The 17,646-nt window shown below is 68.3% G+C and carries 15 protein-coding genes, 1 tRNA gene and 1 pseudogene; 7 read left to right on the top strand and 10 right to left on the bottom strand.

Annotated features, from left to right (window positions below; translation table 11 throughout):
- Positions 1–118: 118 nt before the first annotated feature.
- Positions 119–376 (top strand): annotated as a pseudogene (locus ACIQFU_RS35745) (NUDIX hydrolase); the annotation flags it as partial.
- Between the two features lie 350 nt (positions 377–726).
- Here ACIQFU_RS35745 and ACIQFU_RS35740 read toward each other — a convergent pair.
- The 5 genes from ACIQFU_RS35740 to ACIQFU_RS35720 form a co-directional block, all read right to left on the bottom strand.
- Entirely contained in the window at positions 727–3,549 is a 2,823-nt protein-coding gene (locus ACIQFU_RS35740; RefSeq protein ID WP_402557268.1) for an NACHT domain-containing protein, read from the bottom strand.
- Between the two features lie 369 nt (positions 3,550–3,918).
- Entirely contained in the window at positions 3,919–4,200 is a 282-nt protein-coding gene (locus ACIQFU_RS35735) for a hypothetical protein (RefSeq protein WP_402557267.1), read from the bottom strand.
- Positions 4,197–4,928 (bottom strand): GntR family transcriptional regulator, encoded by a 732-nt coding sequence (locus ACIQFU_RS35730; protein ID WP_402557272.1) that lies wholly within the window; start codon positions 4,926–4,928, stop codon positions 4,197–4,199. The genes ACIQFU_RS35735 and ACIQFU_RS35730 overlap by 4 nt, the downstream gene beginning before the upstream one ends.
- Before the next feature lie 8 nt (positions 4,929–4,936).
- Positions 4,937–5,161, bottom strand: a complete 225-nt coding sequence (locus ACIQFU_RS35725; RefSeq protein WP_031048504.1) for a hypothetical protein — start codon at positions 5,159–5,161, stop codon at positions 4,937–4,939.
- 523 nt (positions 5,162–5,684) lie between these two features.
- The gene (locus ACIQFU_RS35720; RefSeq protein ID WP_121712652.1) at positions 5,685–5,963 is read right to left on the bottom strand and encodes a hypothetical protein; all 279 of its coding nucleotides are present in this window, start codon (positions 5,961–5,963) and stop codon (positions 5,685–5,687) included.
- A 79-nt stretch (positions 5,964–6,042) separates the two neighbouring features.
- Between ACIQFU_RS35720 and ACIQFU_RS35715 the strand changes: the two genes are divergently transcribed.
- On the top strand, positions 6,043–6,801 hold the full coding sequence (locus ACIQFU_RS35715; RefSeq protein ID WP_402557266.1) for a GntR family transcriptional regulator: 759 nt from the start codon (positions 6,043–6,045) through the stop codon (positions 6,799–6,801).
- A gap of 155 nt (positions 6,802–6,956) precedes the next feature.
- Here ACIQFU_RS35715 and ACIQFU_RS35710 read toward each other — a convergent pair.
- Positions 6,957–7,041 (bottom strand) — tRNA-Ser (locus tag ACIQFU_RS35710).
- Between the two features lie 63 nt (positions 7,042–7,104).
- A complete protein-coding gene (locus ACIQFU_RS35705) occupies positions 7,105–7,683 on the bottom strand; it encodes a TetR/AcrR family transcriptional regulator (protein WP_402557265.1) in 579 nt (192 codons plus the stop codon).
- A 71-nt stretch (positions 7,684–7,754) separates the two neighbouring features.
- On the opposite strand from ACIQFU_RS35705, the gene ACIQFU_RS35700 reads away from it, so the two are divergent.
- Positions 7,755–8,648 (top strand): NADP-dependent oxidoreductase, encoded by an 894-nt coding sequence (locus tag ACIQFU_RS35700; RefSeq protein ID WP_402557263.1) that lies wholly within the window; start codon positions 7,755–7,757, stop codon positions 8,646–8,648.
- Positions 8,649–8,800: 152 nt separating this feature from the next.
- Here the strand turns inward: ACIQFU_RS35700 and ACIQFU_RS35695 are convergent, their stop codons facing one another.
- The gene (locus ACIQFU_RS35695; protein ID WP_402557261.1) at positions 8,801–10,327 is read right to left on the bottom strand and encodes a S1C family serine protease; all 1,527 of its coding nucleotides are present in this window, start codon (positions 10,325–10,327) and stop codon (positions 8,801–8,803) included.
- A 262-nt stretch (positions 10,328–10,589) separates the two neighbouring features.
- Here ACIQFU_RS35695 and ACIQFU_RS35690 point away from each other — a divergent pair, with 262 nt between their 5' ends.
- The 3 genes from ACIQFU_RS35690 (at position 10,590) to ACIQFU_RS35680 (ending at position 13,713) form a co-directional block, all read left to right on the top strand.
- Positions 10,590–11,417 carry a glycerophosphodiester phosphodiesterase gene (locus ACIQFU_RS35690; RefSeq protein ID WP_402557259.1) on the top strand — a complete coding sequence of 276 codons (828 nt, stop codon included), beginning with the start codon at positions 10,590–10,592 and terminating at the stop codon, positions 11,415–11,417.
- 215 nt (positions 11,418–11,632) lie between these two features.
- On the top strand, positions 11,633–12,271 hold the full coding sequence (locus tag ACIQFU_RS35685) for an ATP-binding protein (RefSeq protein WP_402557258.1): 639 nt from the start codon (positions 11,633–11,635) through the stop codon (positions 12,269–12,271).
- A gap of 476 nt (positions 12,272–12,747) precedes the next feature.
- Positions 12,748–13,713: a DUF5926 family protein gene (locus tag ACIQFU_RS35680; RefSeq protein ID WP_402557256.1), complete on the top strand. Its 966-nt coding sequence runs from the start codon at positions 12,748–12,750 to the stop codon at positions 13,711–13,713.
- Between the two features lie 245 nt (positions 13,714–13,958).
- Here ACIQFU_RS35680 and ACIQFU_RS35675 read toward each other — a convergent pair whose 3' ends face one another.
- A complete protein-coding gene (locus tag ACIQFU_RS35675) occupies positions 13,959–14,720 on the bottom strand; it encodes a hypothetical protein (protein ID WP_402557255.1) in 762 nt (253 codons plus the stop codon).
- A 55-nt stretch (positions 14,721–14,775) separates the two neighbouring features.
- Positions 14,776–15,441, bottom strand: coding sequence for a bifunctional DNA primase/polymerase (locus ACIQFU_RS35670; RefSeq protein ID WP_402557254.1), 666 nt, complete (start codon positions 15,439–15,441; stop codon positions 14,776–14,778).
- A gap of 659 nt (positions 15,442–16,100) precedes the next feature.
- Between ACIQFU_RS35670 and ACIQFU_RS35665 the strand changes: the two genes are divergently transcribed.
- Positions 16,101–17,534 carry a PP2C family protein-serine/threonine phosphatase gene (locus ACIQFU_RS35665; RefSeq protein ID WP_402557252.1) on the top strand — a complete coding sequence of 478 codons (1,434 nt, stop codon included), beginning with the start codon at positions 16,101–16,103 and terminating at the stop codon, positions 17,532–17,534.
- The last annotated feature ends 112 nt before the right edge of the window (positions 17,535–17,646 follow it).

Raw genomic sequence — 17,646 nt, 5'->3', positions numbered from 1 at the left:
GCTGGACCATGCGCTGGAAGACCGCACTGAACGCCTTCGACATCACCTTCGACGGCCGCCTGACGGCGGCCCGCCAGTAACCCCAACCACCCTGGCTACACCGCTCGTTTGACAGACCCTCCACGTCGAGGTCGACGAACTCACCGGCGTCTACAAGAACACCACCCGAGGCATCGTCGCCCTCGTCTTCCGCTGCAAGCCCTCCGGCGGCACCGAACGCACTTCCAGCGAGTCAACGGCCGTCTCATGGCTCACACCCGCCGAGGTCAGCGACCGCATGGCCGAGGTCTACGCGATCAGGCTCCTGGACGCCTTGGACGGCAACGGCCCCCACGTACGAAGCCACGACGGCAAGCACCTCATCCCAGCGGGATAAGACTTTCCCTACTTCATCAAGGCCCGCGCACGGCGCGGGCGCGCGCCGCCTCTACGGCGCGGCCCGCCTCCTGTCTTCGCCCCGGCTGGCCGCGCCCGGCGGCGCGCTCGGCGGCTGCGGGCATGAAGCGGGGAGACACCCTGTGTGGCTGGGGCGGTCGGCTCCACGGCTTTAGGCAGCCACTTTGGGGCGAGCCTCTAAGATCTTGGCCCCAACGTCGTGCTTTAACGGGCAGGTCCACAGACTGCCCGACTCGCCATCAGCTTACGGGGCCAAGATCACTCGCCCCAAAGCAGCTCCAGCCCAAAGCCGCTCCACCGACCTTGGTCTTTTCTGATCGCACCATCAGTTCATGGTAGTTCCACAACGAATGAACGAACTCCGGAGCACCACGCAGGGAACCAGGATGGCACTACCTCGTCTTTCACGAGCGCTTTGAGTTCCGAATGCGAGAATGTTTGCGCCGCGTCGAGCAGCAATACTCCTACGCCATTAAGCCGGGTAGACACAGCTCGCTCGAACCACTCTTTGCCATACACGAAGTCGACAAGCTCATGGAATTCATGGAAGCTAGGCGAAGTCACCTCGTAAAGGAAGCAGCAGAGCCACAGCATAAGATGGTAATCATCTCTCCCTTCCCTCGATTCAAGCACTTCAGGCGAAGCAAGAGAGGGGAGACTCGACGAGAACAACTTGCAAGCAGGCGAAAGTGGCACTGCCTGGAATGCCGCAGGGATGAGTTTCCGGTCAAGCACCCGAGAGACCAAAGTCCCCTCGCCAAACCCGGTGTGATCCCATACCCGGCGCTTGAGATCCATGAACACTGGACCAGGGGTAACGTGACCGTAAGCGTACGTGTACATCAGCCACGCTGAGGGAATTCGCTCAAATTGATCAATATCGATTACGTCATTGTCGATCAGATAGGCGAATAGCGCGGGGTCATCAATCTTCGCGAAACTCTGATCCCGGGCGACTTTCAGCATTTCTTCACTCCAGGCAGAGTCGAACATAGAGGTTTCATTTCGAGAATAAAATCGAGCCCAGCGAAGCAGTGCAGACTTGGCACGGTCCGGCTGCTCGCGGAGGATGGAAACGAACCTACTACGAGGGTCTCTGTAGAGATCGAAGATCGCGACGGCGGTGACATAATCTGATTCAGGAGGGCTGCCGTCCCAATGCTGAAAGAGCGCGTCAAATATTTGCTGCGTTGACGCCGGGGGAAGCGGCGCGGCATTCATTATGCGTAGACACAGCGAGATGTATTTTGGTGCATTTTTCCATCCGAGCCCACGCGCCTTATCCATGAGCGCAGATACAACCTCACGAGCACCCCCGTCATACTTGTCGTCTGCACACTGAAAAATAACGTCTGCCAAGACGGAACTTGCGTCGGCCTCATATGCCCGCGTGATTTCAAGTACGATCTCTTCGATCGACCGGGATCTCCTGACAACTGCCTCTGCTGCGAAATACTCCATAAAGGTGCGATGAGTGAAGCCAAATAGACGTTGGTCACGGTCATCTGTTCCCTGGTAGGTCAACAGCCAGGCTCGATCGGCACAGAAATCTAGGAAATCCTGAGCTCGATTAACCGCGTCAAGCTCGTCTACGGAGGCCGTATCCGTGAAGAATCGGGAAATTATCTTCCTTAGCTGCTTTTCTTGAACGCCAGCCTGGGCTGTCTGACTCCTGTGGAAGAAAAGAGCCAGCTCTTGCATAAGCCTGGTGCCATACTGTCGGTGATCAACCGGCTGCTCAATGTGGCGCATCGCGTCCCATCGCTGGAACAGTAGGTCCGCACAGGCCTTGTAAACTTCTCGCCGGTTTCGAGGAATGTACCCTCGCGCACGATACAAGGCGCAAAGAAGCGAGAGCATAAGCGGATTGGTTCGCACGTCGGGGACATTTTCCGTCTCGCGAAGGAAGGCCTCCCTTTCCGCTGTACTCCTTTCTGTCGCCTCGAACCATTTACGGGTGTACTCGGCGACTTGGTCGTCGGAAAAATCGTCAAGCTCGAAAATGGAGAATTCAGCGTTGAAAGGCGCCTTACCGTATCCAACCCGTCGAGCAGTAACTAGCACCGGAATTAGCGGATACCTTGCAGCGAAGGCCTCAATGACGCGAACGAATCGCCTACGTCGCGCGATATCGATAATTTCGTCAATGCCATCAAAGATGACGAAACAGCGACCCAATGTGGCTAGATCATTGAGGCTTTGTTCGCTGACGTCGAGTTGGAGATTTTCCTTGATTGACTTGCTAATAGCGCCCAGAATGTAGGAACTGCCGTCACTGTTGGATACGTCCTTGCAGGCAACGACGACAGCCGCGTATGCGTGCTGCGAGTCGTCATCCTTGGATAGTTGGTGGACGAGATGTTGAGTCATCGTACTCTTGCCGACACCTGGACTGCCGATGACAACACACCTGGGTCGACCAGTGGGTGTAGTTAGAAAAGTGTCGCTGTGTTGTTGCTCGGTGTTGTGCATCCTGAGCGTACGAGACACGTAAAGTGCCCCGTAGTCGAATCGAAAGTTGTCCACAGAGTGACTAATTGCGTGTGCCAGATTCAGTTCTGCGTAGTGTTGCTCAGAAGCGATCCGGATGTCATTCAGGCAGTTTCTAGCCTTCGCGAACCTTTCGGGGTCTCCCAGAGTGTCCACAATCTCTCTGAAAGCGATGTTTGCTGAGCGAGTCCGCCCCTCGATCTTCTCCGTTGACCCGATGTAGGTCGAGATACGTTGCATCTCATCGTGACTGATTACAGATAGCGCCTTATCGCTAGGGAATACGCTGCCCATGTGGGATGCAATTAGGTTCCACAAATCCGCAGCCAAATCAGCCCAAATATACCCCCTCTCGGAGCAGAACTCCTCTGCTCTGATCTCAAATGTCTCCTTGTACTCATCGGCGATATCCGCGAAAGCCTCTGGGTCCCTGAAGCCAAGTCTCGCGATAAGCATGAATTGCAGAAGAGCCGCCGATTCCGGCAATTCGACAAATGTGCGCACCTGTTCGACTTGATCTTGGGTCAGGAGTGTCAGCGGGTTGCCTTGAAGATCAGTGAGGAGCAGTCCGCCCCTCTCGTCTGTTTCCTCATCCCATTCATCAGGAATCACCACGTCGGCGCGGACCGGTGCAGACGACCTCTGCACCGCTGCTGCTGCCACTCGTCCCACCGCGCCGATGACCACTGGGTCCACCATCTGATCTCCCCTCAGAACAGATACATATTGACAGGCTTGAGCAGGCTATGGGTAGCGGCACGTGCCCGGATGGGATCCCTGATTCTTTCTAATTCTCAAAGCTCGGGGCCAGCACCCTGCAAGGGTCAGAGCAGTGCACTCGATCATCCTGCCGCGTCGGCCGATGCCAGCCGAAAACGACGAGGCCCACGGCATCTGAGCAGGTCAGAGCCGTGGGCTTCGTCGGGCCCGCTTCAGCAGGAGCAGTGATGAGTAGACGGACTTCCGAGTGTTGGCAAGAGCGCCCCCTGAGGTACAACCTTGACCGTGGTCCTCTTCAGGACTGCAGTTCGTTCACGGCCTGAGGTGACCGCGGCTGGTTGCCACGCGGATCACGTCTCGCAGGGCTCCGGTCAGTTCTGCGAGCATGCGGCGCATGTCCTCTGGGCCGGCATCCCGGTCACCGAGTCTGGTCGAAACCTGTTCCACGAGTTCAGCCGCCATCCCGAGTTGTGCCGCCTCGATGTTGTCCGCTAGGCGGGACATGTAGCCGCCGCTGTCGTCGGTGCTCAGGTAGCAGGCCTTGCCGTCCGGGCTCGACCATGGAAGGAGTCGCAGTTCGTTCTGCGGCGTCATCTGTGCGCCTGCCCTTCTACGATCACGTGGTGGGTGCTGAAGACGGCGTCGACGCGGTCCCCAGGGAACACGAGCAGAGCCGCTTCAACGACTCGCCCGGTGTTGTCTGCCGCGACACGAGTGATTGCCAGGACGGCCAAGGCTGCGCTGATCCGCAGAGTTGACGCCTCATCCGACGTTGGGAGTCGGGCGGACACCGTCTCGTGGACCTCGGCCGGCGGTGGGTCCGGCACAGCGAAACTGGCCCCCGCCCACGCTCTTGAGGATCGGTCGCCGAGCGCCATGGTCGGTGTCAGGTCTCGCGGTACGTAGACGCGGGCCAGGCTGTGTGGAGACTCTCCCTCGTAGCTGAGCCGAAGGAATTCGGTCAGTGGGTACCCCTCATCCACCTTCAGAAGCGCTGTCAGGTGTCCCCGCGCGGGCAGTGCCGTAGTGCGGACTGTCACGCGCAGGTCCACGTCTGCGGCAGTCCGAGGATCCAGCGTGCCCCACCCACCGACGTACGTGATCTTTCGTAGCGGGCGGCGGACGAAGTTGCCCTTGCCGTGGATCTTCTCGACGAGGCCTTCACCCTGGAGTACGGCGAGGGCGCTTCGCAGTGTCGCCGTGCTGACCTTGTACTGGTCCGCTAGGGCGGACTCAGACGCGAGTCGATCACCAGGCCCGAGGCGGCCGGTCGTGATCTGTCGTCTGAGGTCGTTGGCGACGACGAGGCGGCGAGACGTCATGGACTGCGTCACCGCCTTCTCGTCATCCGCACGGCGACGAGCCGGGTCCGCCCGTTTATGGTCAGCAGCTCCCCCGACTCGAACAGGAGTTGCTTCGCGCCCTGGGGCAACTGGAAGAGGTCGCTCACCCGGCATGCCCGACCGCCGACTTGGATGATGTCGCCCCGTAGAACGGTGGCCGCCGTGATCTCGACGTTGGACGCCAGCGCGCCCCCGGGCGCCCAGCTGCTCACCGCTTCACCGCCGGTCGCGTGTAGTGGTCTGGCGCCGGGTGGCAGGGGCAGGCGCACGTCTCGTAGATCACCGGCAGGTCGACCGGCGCAGGAGATGGCGACGCTTCCACACAAATTGCGTGAGTGCCGACCCGGCATGCGGCCGACCGGTAGGCAGCAGCCGCGGCTTCCGAAACGTGAAGGCGTTGACGAGCAGGCATCAGCGAACACCTGCCAAAGCCGAGAGTGCCTCAGACGGCAGTCGCGGCGCCACGACCACCGAGCGCTGGCGTGCACGCTGCCGCTCCCAGGCCAGCACGTACGGACGGACGAGCACGTTGTCCTCGCCCAGGAGCAGGTGAAGGCGGTCAGTGGTGTCCGGCGTCCATTCCGGGGCGGCCGGCGGTTCTACGGCGAGTGCGGGAAGGGGCGCCACAGCCGTTCGGGACGGCGTTAAGGCTCGGCGGTGCCTGCCCTTGGGGAAGTACCGCGCTCTGGCGAGCGAGACGGCACGGCGGATACGGTTGAGCACGCTGCTCAGCTCCTATCGCTGATAGCTCGGTCCCCCGACATCGCCCGTCGTGGGGGCCGCTTTGCGTACGACCGCCCAAAGGGTGCGGCCGTTCAAGCTGGTGGCGTGAAGCCCGAATCGATCGGCCTCCGCCAGCACTTCCAGGACCTCCCGCCATGACTCGGCGGAAAGCGATTCCGGCACCTCCGCCTCGACCGACGTGCACCGGTCGCGCTCTTCCACGCGTGTGGTGAGCCCGACCGCCGATAACCGGGCGGCGATGGCCTCCGCGCTCACTCGCGAAGCGGGCACAGGAAAGCCTCCGTCACTCGGCGATCACTTTGAGTGAAGCTAGTTAACTAGATTAGAGCTAGTGGACTAGATTTTCCATATGCCTGAACAACCGCCCTATCTCCGCATCGCCGACGAGCTACGGCAGCGGATCGCGGAGCACGCGTGGGAACCGGGGGACCGGCTTCCCTCCCGCGCGCAGATCGGCCAGGAGTTCGGCGTAGGCGAGAACGTCGTCCGTAGGGCTCAAGAGCTGCTGATCTCCCAAGGCGTGCTGGAAGGTCGGACCGGTTCGGGCACCTACGTCGCCGAGCCCCGGCAACGCGTGCGCGTGGTGCGGTCGTCCGCGCGTGAGCAGCCCGAAGGGTCGCCGTTCCGAGCGGACATGAAGGCCGTCGGCAGGCAGGGCGACTGGGAGAGCAGGACCGACGCCAAGGTGCCGGCCCCGGCGGAAATCGCCGCCCGGCTCGGTATCGCCGAGGGCGAGCTGTGTGTCCGAACCGCGTATGAGTTCCTCGCCGACGGCAGGCCCGTGCAGCTCTCAACCAGTTGGGAGCCGTACGACCTCACCGCCGGCACTCTCGTCGTACTCCCCGAGGGAGGGCCGCACGCCGGGGCAGGCGTCGTGAACCGGATGGCCGCCATCGGGATCACCGTCAGCCACGCCGTGGAGCAGCCCGAGCCCAGGCAGGCGACCGCCGAGGAGGCATCGCTACTCGGGATTCAGAAGGCCGCGCTCGTCACGCACATCCGGCGGACGTACTACAGCGACCAGGGGCGACCGGTCGAGACGGCCGACATCGTGGTGCCCGCCACACACTGCGAGATCGTGTACGAGATTCCGATCAGCCGGGCGTAGGCAACCAAGCGGGAGGTCCCCTTAGGGCATGCCCCAGCCGTGCCCCTCCCGTGCCCGATCGACCGGGAAACCGCGGGGAACGACGGTGTTCGGCGGGTAGCGCACACGACGACGGCCCCCGACCGTAACGCCTGGTCAGGGGCCGTCAATCACAGCGGTGGGTGTGGGATTTGAACCCACGGTGACTCGCGCCACGACGGTTTTCAAGACCGTTCCCTTAGGCCGCTCGGGCAACCCACCCCTGCGCTGTCCCGCCAGGGACGGAGCGGGTACAGCCTACCGGCACCGTGCGCCGCGCGGGGCTCACGGGCGGGCGGCTGCCCAGGCGGCCTCGATCATCGGGAAGATCTCGTCCAGGGCGGCCTCCGGGTCGGGGGACTCTCGGGACAGCGAGTAGGCGTCGATCACGAACCTCGCGATGGTGCGGGCGGCGGTTTCGCTGGGGGTGAGGGCGGGGTCGGCGGCAATGGTTGTGGCCAGGGCTTCCGCGTGGCGTAGGCGGATTGATTCGTCGTACTTCCGCAGGGCGGGGGACGCGTCGATCATGCGCCGGATCGGGGCGGCGCTGTCCGCGGTGCAGTGCCGTACCAGGGCCAGGATCTCGCGGCGCAGCGCCGGGATGAGCGGCTCCTGCGGCGAGCGGCCGGTGACCGCCTGTGTGAGGCGTTGCTCGAAGTCCTCGTCCTGCTCGAACACCAGGGCCTCTTTCGAGGCGAAGTGGGAGAAGAGCGTGGTGACGGCCACGTCGGCCTCGGCGGCCACGTCACGGATGCCCACCGCGTCGTACCCGCGTTCCAGGAAGAGCCGCAGCGCGGTGTCGGCGATCTTCTGGCGGGTCGCGGCCTTTTTGCGCTCGCGGCGGCCCGACTGCTGCACGGTCATGGGCCGCAGGCTAGCAGGTACTAAACAATAACTGTTATGAAAAGCTATCTGTTAGTGTTACGTTCGGGTGCATGAAGAAAGTGAGCTTCGCCGAGTTCGGCGGTCCGGATGTTCTGCAACTCGTCGACGCCGAGGAGCCCCATGCGGGCCCCGGCCGGATACGCATCGCCGTGCGGGCGGCAGGTGTGAACCCCGTCGACTGGAGGGTCAGGGAGGGGCAGGTTCTCGGGGCCCACCCGGTCGAGTTGCCCTCGGGGGTCGGGCTCGACGCCGCCGGGGTCGTGGACGAGGTCGGTGAAGGTGTCGAGGGGGTCGAGGTCGGTGACCGGGTGTTCGGCGAGGGGACCAGCACCTACGCCGAGTTCGCCGTGCTCGGGGCCTGGGCCCGGATGCCCGAGGGGCTGACGTTCGAAGAGGCGGCCGGGTACCCCTCCGTGGTGGAGACCGCGCTGCGCGTCATTCGCGAGGTCGGTGTGCGGGCCGGGCAGACGCTTCTGGTCAGCGGTGCGTCGGGCGGAGTCGGGTCGGCGGTGCTGCAGATCGCCCGGGACCGCGGGATCCGGGTGATCGGTACGGCCGGTGCAGCAAATCAGGAGTATCTGCGCGGACTTGGCGCCCTGGCCACCACGTACGGCGAGGGCTGGGTCGAGCGGGTGCGGCTGCTCGGCCCTGTCGACGCCGCTCTCGATCTGGCCGGCTCGGGGGTGATCCGCGAGCTCGTCGAGCTGACCGGGGGGCCGGAAAGGGTCGTCACCATCGCCGATCTCGGGGCGCCCGAGTTCGGTGTGCGGTTCTCCGGCGTGGCCGGAAGCGTGCCGGCGGCGCTCGCCGAGGCGGTCGACCTGATCTCGCGGGGCCGACTCCACATCCCGGTGGAGAAGTCGTACTCACTCGCCGACGCCGCGGCGGCCCACGTCGACAGCCAGGCCGGTCACACGCGCGGGCGCCGGGTCCTCGTCATTTGAGCCGGCGTCTGAGCCGGCGTCTGCGTCGGCGTCAGAGTCGCGTCTGAGTCGGTCGGGTCGCTTGGCGGCAGGTGACCCCGCGACCGACGCACTTCGCCACCGGCCGGTGCCGGTGGCGAAGTGGGTGGGTCGTGCGGGTGCGGGACGCGGGATCAGTCGTCGCCGACCTTCGAGCCCAGGGTGACCTCGGTGGTGTGCTGCTTGCCGCCGCGCTCGTAGGTGACCGTGACCTCGTCGCCGGGCTTGTGGGTCCAGATCTCGCCGATCAGGGTCGGGCCGCTGTCGATGACCCGGTCGTCGAGCTTGGTGATGACGTCGCCGGGCTTGAGACCCGCGTCGTCGGCGGGGCCGCCCTTCTCGACCGGGTCGGAGCCGCCGACGCCCTGCTCGGTCAGCTTGGCGCCGTTCGTCGTCTCCTCCAGGGAGACCGAAGCACCGATCTTCGCGTAGACCGGCTTGCCGTTCTCGATCAGCTGCTGGGCGACGAACTTCGCCTGGTTGACCGGGATCGCGAAGCCCAGGCCGATGGAGCCGGCCTGGCCGGTGCCGAAGCCGCCGTTGCCGGTCGACTGGATCGCGGAGTTGATCCCGATGACGTTGCCCTGCGCGTCCAGCAGCGGGCCGCCGGAGTTGCCCGGGTTGATCGACGCGTCGGTCTGCAGGGCGCTCATGTACGACGCCTTGCTGTCGGCGCTGCCGTCGCTGGAGGCCACGGGGCGGTTCTTGGCGCTGATGATGCCCGTGGTCACCGTGTTGGACAGGCCGAACGGGGCGCCGATGGCGATCGTCGAGTCGCCCACGGCGACCTTGTCGGAGTCGCCCAGGGCGAGCGGGTTCAGGTCCGAGGGGGCGTTCTCGAGTTTGATGACCGCCACGTCGTAGCCCTGGGCGTGGCCGACCACTTCGGCGTCGTACTTCTTGCCGTCGGGGAAGGTCGCGCTGAGCTTGCCGCCGTCGACCGCCTCCGCCACCACGTGGTTGTTGGTGACGATGTGGCCTTCCTTGTCGAAGACGAACCCGGTGCCGGTGCCGCCCTCGCCGTTGCTCCCCTCGGCCTGGATGGTGACCGTGCTGGGCAGCGCCTTGGCGGCCACGCCTGCCACGGTGCCCGCGTCGCGCTTGACGGAGCCGCCGGTGTCGGAGGCGGAGACCGTGGTGGAGCCGCTCCCGTCGTTGTTCTTGGCCAGGGTGTAGCCGAGACCGCCGCCCAGGCCGCCCGCGACCAGCGCCGCGATCAGGACGCCGGCGACCAGACCGCCCCGGCCGCGGCCCGGTTTCGGGGCGGGCTGCTGGTACGAGGCCCCCCAGCCGCCCGCTCCACCACCGCCACCGGCCCCGTCTCCGGAGCCGCCGCCGAAGCCGCCGTAGCCGTTGTCGTAACCGTTGTCGCCGCCTCCGCCGTACGCCGGGGTCTGGGCCGGGGTGCCCGGCGGCGGGGGCGGGGGCCAGGAGGAGTCGGGAGCCGTGGACCCCGTGGGGACCTCGCCGCCCTGGGGCGCCTGGTCCTGAGGCACCGGGGCCTGGGCGGGGGGAGCCGCCGGGGCCCCGGGGGTGGACGCGGGGGCCTGGTGGGAGGCGGGCGGCGCGGGAGGCTGGGCGGAGGAAGCGGGAGCATCCACCGGCACGGGAGGTGCGGACGGGGCCGGGGGTACCGCGGTGCCCTCGTTCTCGGTGCTCACAGCTTCTCTCCTCGTTCCATGGCTGGTTGTCGCTCATTCTGGTCGCGCTCAGCCACGCTCACGCGCTGCTCCACGGTCCGGCGCGACGCGGATGGGCCGGTGATTTTGTATGCCATCAGCTTTTCCCACGGGCCGTCAGAGCACCATAAGCGGTTGCTGTGGGTCCCCGACTGTCCTTTACATGGGTTATCCAAGACTAAACGGACACCTTGTCGATTCCGCCGATGGCACGTCTACCCGCCCGCGGTGGCACCATGACGCGGTGACCCACGCACGACAGCACCGGATTCAGGTCGTCGCCCACCGCGGCGCCTCCGAGGAGGCGCCGGAGCACACCCTGGCCGCGTACCGGAAGGCGATCGAGGACGGGGCGGACGCCCTCGAATGCGATGTCCGCCTGACCGCCGACGGCCATCTCGTCTGCGTCCACGACTGGCGCGTCAACCGTACGTCGAACGGCCGCGGCGCGGTGTCCGCGCTGGAGCTCGCCGACCTCGCCGCCCTGGACTTCGGCGCCCGCCGGACCCGGGAGTTCTGGCGCACGCGCGACGAGCAGCCCGACTGGGAGCACCGCCCCGAGGACCGGGAGGAGACCTCCGTACTGACCCTGGAACGGCTGCTCCAACTGGTCGCCGACGCGGGACGGCGGGTGGAACTGGCCATCGAGACCAAGCACCCCACCCGCTGGGCGGGGCAGGTGGAGGAGCGGCTGCTGCTGCTCCTGAAGCGGTTCGGACTCGACGCCCCGGCCTCGGCCGAGGAGTCCCCGGTGCGGGTGATGAGCTTCTCGGCCCGGTCGCTGCACCGGGTGCGGGCCGCGTCGCCGACGCTGCCGACGGTCTACCTGATGCAGTTCGTCTCGCCCCGGCTGCGCGACGGTCGGCTGCCCGCGGGTGTCCGCATCGCGGGACCCTCGATCCGGATCGTACGCAATCACCCCGCGTACATCGAGCGCCTGAAGCGAGCCGGTCACCAAGTGCACGTGTGGACGGTGAACGAGACCGCCGACGTGGACCTCTGCGCCGGTCTGGGCGTCGACGCCATCATCACCAACCGGCCGCGCGCCGTCCTGGACCACCTGGGGCGCTGAGCCGTCGCCGCCCCTGCCACCCCGGCCACCGAGCCGTCGATCACTCGGGCCGCCGATGCGTCCGCAGCCCTTGACCCGGCTGCCCGGCTGGCCGACTGCCCGACTGCCCGACTGCCCGACTGCCCCATTCTCCGGTCTCGGCCCCACCGGCCAATTCCAGCCGTGCGACTACAGGGAGTGCTCCGGCGCGTTCGGTGCGTGTTCGACCGTGTCGAATGCGTCACCGTGCGGGGATCGGCCGGTTTCCGGCTCTGGGCGATGGGGCATCCACACCGTGGCGTGGGGCGAAGGAGGTCTCGGGGGTGGCGTTGGTGGTGGCACAGGAGGTGCCCACGTCGTCGAGCATGGCCGTGCCCCATGGCCCTGCGGGCGTGGGGGAAGCAAGACATCGCATGCGTGATCAGTTGCGCAGGGGCGGCGTCGCGGAATCGGTCATCGACGACGCCGTACTGGTCCTTTCCGAACTGTTGAGCAATGCGTGCAAGCACGGCCGGCCGCTGGGCGACGCCCTGGCCGGGGACGGCGACGTCCGTGCCGCGTGGCAGGTGGACGCGGGCGGCCGGCTCCTCGTGGAGGTCACGGACGGCGGCGGCCCGACCCGCCCGGCTCCGGCGACCCCCTCGGTCACCGCGCACGGCGGCCGCGGGCTCAACATCATCACGGCGCTCGCCGACGACTGGGGCGTGCGGGACGACGCCCGCGGAGAGGTCACGGTCTGGGTCGTCGTCCACGACGACGTGCACGACCCGGACGCCGGGCATCGGCGGGACGACTTCGCCGCCCGGATCTCGGCACCGGCGGTCTCGGAGATCCCCGGCCTGGACTTCGCGGACGCCTTCGAGGACCTGGGCTGACTGGGCACCGGCCTGCAGCTCCGTGGCCCGGGTCGGACCTTGCTTCCGGGAGTGGGCGGAGCCGGTTCAAGGCGTGCGGAGAGCCGGTTCACCGGCTTGGGCCAGGCCGTATCGACGGCTTGGCCAGGGTTTGGAGCCGGTCCGTGTCGACGGCTCGGGCCGACCCGGTTCGCCGCCTGCACCGATGGGGGCGCTCCGGTTCGCGGTCTGGGCCCAGTCGGTTCACCGTCTGCGCCGCCCCCGGGCCCAGTCGGTTCACCGTCTGCGCCGCCCCCCTCACGGCCCGACCCGGGCAGCCGGTTCACGGTCTGACCCGATCCCGTCGGCACCCGGGCCGGCCCGTCGGCCGCGTGTACGGGTCCGGCCGGGGCGAGTTGTCCACAGGCCGCCCGTTGTCCACAGCGTCCCGTCGGCCGGGGCCGGAACGGCTAGGCTCGCGCCCGTACGAGTAGAGCCGTAACCGGGAGACACCCACGATGGCCAAGAAGCGACCCCAGACGAAGGCCAAGCGGCCCCAGCTCGACGATGCCGAGGTCCCGGTCGTCGGCGCCCGCGAGCCCTGCCCCTGCGGCAGCGGCCGCCGGTACAAGGCCTGCCACGGCCGCACCGCCGCGCAGGCCACGACCGCGCTGGTGCAGCGCCCGTTCGAGGGGCTGGCCGGTGAGTGCGACTGGGTGGCGCTGCGGGAGCTGGTGCCGGCGGCCACGGTCGGGCTGACCCTGCGGGACGGCCTGCCCGAGGGCGTCCCCTCCGTCACGCTGGCCACGGTGCTGCCGATGGCCTGGCCCGCGCTGCGCCGCGACGACGGCTCGGTCCTGCTCGGCCTGCAGAACGACACGGCGTCGGGCGACATCAGCCGCGACCTCGCCGACACCCTCACGCGGGCGCTGACCGCCGAGCCGGGCACCCCGGTGCAGGGGCGCCGCGCGCCGGCCGACGGTCCCCGGCTGCAGGACCTGCTCGCCCCCGAGGGCGCGTTCGAGCCGGAGGTGCACTCCGGCTTCGAGTTCTGGGTGCCGGACCCGGACAACGCCACGCCGGACGTCACCGCCTCCCTGGAGCGGGCCAACGCCGCGGCCATCCCGACCGTCCGGCTGCAGGGCGTCGACGCCGCGTACTGGTGCGAGACGCCGGACAAGAACCACCTGCGCTGGGTCATGCCGCACGAGGAGGAGCGGCTTCTGGACGCACTCGCCCGGCTGCACGCCGCGGGCCGGTCGTCCCTCGGCGAGGGCACCCGCCTCGTCGGCTCCTTCCGCGCCCACGGGCTCACCGTGCCGGTGTGGGACCTGCCGAGCGAGATCACCGCGCAGGACGTCGAGAAGCCGGCCGCGGAGTTCGCCGAGCGGCTCGCCGAGGCCCTGGCCACGGCCGCTCCGCTCACGCACGACGAGCGCCGGGCGCGCGGCGGTCTGACCAACCGGCAGGTCACGCTCAGCTGAGCCCCAGGCCGCCGAGACCGCTCCGGCTGACCGGTCGGTCAGCCGGAGCGGTGCCCTCCGAACGCGTGACTCCGGTCACAACTCCCCGTCGAGACAGGCCAGTCGGTGACCGGAAAGCAATAGATCGAATTTGCTAACCGCCGATCTCTTGTTACCGTTCCAGTAGCCCGGTTGCTGGTGCATCCCCCGTCGCCAGCAACCGGGTCTTTCCGTGCGCCGAGTCGTGCACTCACCGCAGTCGGCCGTCAACTGGCCGTTCCGGCAGGTGAATTGGCATCGCCGTCGCCGCCGCTCCCGGCACGCAGCAGCAGCGGCCCGTATCCGGCCCGGCGTGCGAACTCCGCGATCGCGGAGTACCCCACGAGTCCGCCCCCGGTGTCCGGCGGCGTCTCGCAGGTGCCCGGCGCGTCCTCGGCGCCCACCTCGCAGCGCGCCCGCACACTGCGCCCGTCGGGCCCGATGAGGCTCAGGACGGACTCGAGCGGGCCGCCGGTGACATTGCGGTAGTAGGTCCGCGCCCAGGTCTCCGCGCCCCTGGCCAGGACGCAGGTCTGCGCCTCGACGCCTGCGGGAGAGGTGAGTTCGGGGCCGCAGCGCGCTGCCAGTGCGGGACCGGGCGGCAGCGGCGAACGGGCGGGCGCGGTCCCCGGCTCGGCCCGGTCGGCTTCTCCGCCCCCGGTTCCGGCCCCGGACCCGTACCCGGGGTCAGATCCGGCCCCGTTTCCGGACCCGGATGCCACCTCGGTCCCGGACCGGGTGCCCGGTTCCGCCTCCGACGCGGGCGCCTTTCCGTCACCGCCGCGCGCGAGGAGCGGCACGGTCACCGGAGCCTCCCCGCCCCCGTCGCCCGAGGGCCCCGCGGACGCCACGGCGAACGGCAGTACGACCGCGCACACCACGACACCCACGAGCCCGTACAGACGGAGCCGGCGACGGTCCGGCCCGCCGCGGCGTGACCCGGGGCGGTACGGCCCGACGACGCGGTGCTCCCCTGCATGAAGCGGCATGGGGCGGACGATAACGACCGAGAGCGGGCGCGGCCCCGGCGCGCGCCGGACACCCCTACAACTCGGGCGCGCTCACACCCTTACGAGTGAGGGCGTCGACCACCGCGTCCACCACGGCCTCCACGTCCGGCACCCAGGGCGCGGCGGAGCCGGGCAGCGGCGCCCGCTCCCAGCGGACGGTGCCGGCGCCGGTCTCGGACGGGGGCAGCGGGAGATAGCCGCCCTCGCCGTGGAAGCGCAGGGAGCCGGGGACGAAGTCCTTGGCGTAGAGCAGCTCGCCCAACTGCTCCATGGAGTACGGCCTGACCAGCAGCGACCAGCGGGTGGGCGAGGCGACGACCGGGCCGAGCCGCAGCCCGGCGCGGTCGAGCGCGGCGAGGGCGTGGGCGGCCGGCAGGGCGGGCAGGGAGACGGCGCACGGAGCGGTGCCCCCGGTGGCCAGGACGATCGGGGCCGTCGGCCGGTTGGTCCACCACCAGCGCACCATGCGGGAGTCGGTGGTCGCCGCGAGGAGACCGGGGTCGAAGGGGTGGGCACCCGGCACCGTGCACTCGGGGTCGGGACAGGCGCACCGCGACCGCGACCGCGGGTCCGCCGACGCACCCGGGAGTACGGGCCACCGCCATTGTGTCGCGTAGGTCAGGGCCGCGCCGATCAGCTCAGGCTGCCCGTCGTCGTGCTGGGACAGGAGCCTGCGTCGCCTTCCGAGGATCTCGCGCATGAGCGCTCGTTCCTTTCCGTTGCACGCCTGGCAACACCGTGGTCTCTTCACACCATGTGTCGATCACTTCGCTGTGCGTTGCTGGTGGCGCATCACACCCCTGCCGAGGGACACCCCCACGGGGATTCCCCGGGGAACACCTCCGCCAAGGGCAAGGGAAACCCCTGTGGGTCGAGCACTGACTGCGTCCGTGACGGTCCGGCCCCTGCGTCTGTCAAAAGCATGGGCGTGGCGCGGGGGTGGCGAAGTCTGGCGTTTTGCCGTCGCGCGTATTTCTCTCCGCCTCCGCCACGGGAGGATGGGGCACGGTCGTCGGTGGATAGGACGCCCGGGTCCGTCACCAGGTTCCAGGTGGCCCCCAACCACCCCTGGCCTTCTCCGAGTACGTACCCATCACGACCGCTGTGACGCTCCGTGAAGCACCCCCAGTCGACCGCAACAAGCCGTCCTCTGGGGCAGTTTCAAGCCAATTTCGCTTTTCCGCAAGGGGTCGGGAAGGAGGCCGCTCCCACCCCATGGACACCAGGAATCCCGGCAGGACAATGCTGGACATCCCCTTACGAGTGCGTGTACATGTGGAGACACTGCTAGCGGCGCAGAATGACATGGGGGTTTGCGATGCTTTTGAGCAGTAAGCGCCGGTCGAAAGGCCGAACGCCATGAACGCCCCGCACCCAGCGAAAGTGGCCGGAATCGATTCAACGGTTCCGTCCCCCGCACACACTGTCGCGTCCGCCGCCGCGGGCACCTCGCCGGCGGCCGAATCCCCCACTACGGACGCCGCGGCCGTCACCGACGCCTCAGGCCCCCCGGGTGCCCCCGGCGCCCTGCTCCAGGACCGGCTCGCCGGCTGGGTCTCGGACCTCACTACCCTGCACGAACTGACCGAACGCCTGGTCCGCACGGGCACCCTCGCCGACGGCCTCCAGGAACTGCTGCGCGCCGGCGCCGCCCTGGTCGGCGCCCGGCGCGGGCTGGTCGTCCTGGAACCGGCCGACGGACTCGGCCCCGACACCACCGCCGGCCTCGGCCTCGCCCGCGCCGACCTCGGCCACATCGAGACCGTGCCCCGCAGCGCCCTGTCCTACGGGCGGATCCTGGACGGACCGCCGGTCGACGAGGGCGGCATCGCCGAACCCGACCTGCTCGCCGAGAAGACCCTCGACCCCCGCCACCGCGAGGTCGCCGCCCGCCTCGGCTACGCCGCGAGCTACGCCCTCCCCGTCCGCGCCGAGGGCACCGCGCGCCTCGGCGCCGCCGTCTGGCTCTACGACGAGCCCGCCGAACCCGGAGAACGACAGCGCCACCTCGCCGGTCTGTACGTCCGCTACGCCGCGCAGCACCTGACCCGCCTCCTGGAGGTCGAGCGCACCCGCACCGCCATGGCGACCATGGCCGAGGAACTGCTGCCCTCCCGCCTCCCCCGGGTGCCCGGCGTACAGCTCGCCGCCCGGCACCGCACCGGCCCGCGCGGCGGGGGCGACTGGTACGACGCGCTGCCGCTGCCGGACGCCGCCCTCGGCCTCGCCGTCGGCTCCGTCACCGGGTCGGGGCCCAGCGCGGTCGCCGCGATGGGACGGCTGCGTGCCTCGCTCAGGGCGTACGCCGTGATGGAGGGCGAGGATCCGGTCGCCGTCCTGTCCGACCTGGAGCTGCTGCTGCGGCTCACCGAGCCGGCCCGCTCGGCCACCGCACTGTTCGGCTACTGCGAGCCCGCGCTGCACCGGATCACCCTGGCCGGCGCCGGGCACAGCCCGCCCCTGCTGATCGGGGAGCGGCGCACGGAGTTCGTCGAGACATCCGTCTCCGCGCCGCTCGGCATGCTCGCCTGCTGGGAGGCGCCCAGCGTGGAGCTGCAGGCCGAACCCGGAGAGACGGTTCTGCTCTACACCGACGGACTGCTGCAGCGCACCGGCGACCCGGCCGACCGCGCCTTCGCCCGGCTGCACGCGGCGGCGGCCGGCGTACCCCGGGCCGCGCGCCACGACCCGGACGCGGTCGTCGAGCACGTCCTGCGCACCGTGCTGCCCGGCGGCAGGGCGGAGGCGGACTCCGAGGAGGACGTCGTTCTGCTGGCGGTCAGGTTCGAATAACGGGCATCCGCAGGGCACCGGCACCCCTCGCGTCACGCATAGCGGACGGTGGTGCCTCCGTGTAACAGGCCCTTCGGCCCTGGGCCCCCTTCCGTACGACCGTACGATGGGG

Source organism: Streptomyces sp. NPDC093065, from assembly GCF_044754585.1.
Taxonomy (GTDB): Bacteria; Actinomycetota; Actinomycetes; order Streptomycetales; family Streptomycetaceae; genus Streptomyces.
This window is presented reverse-complemented; position numbering and strand designations above follow the sequence as displayed.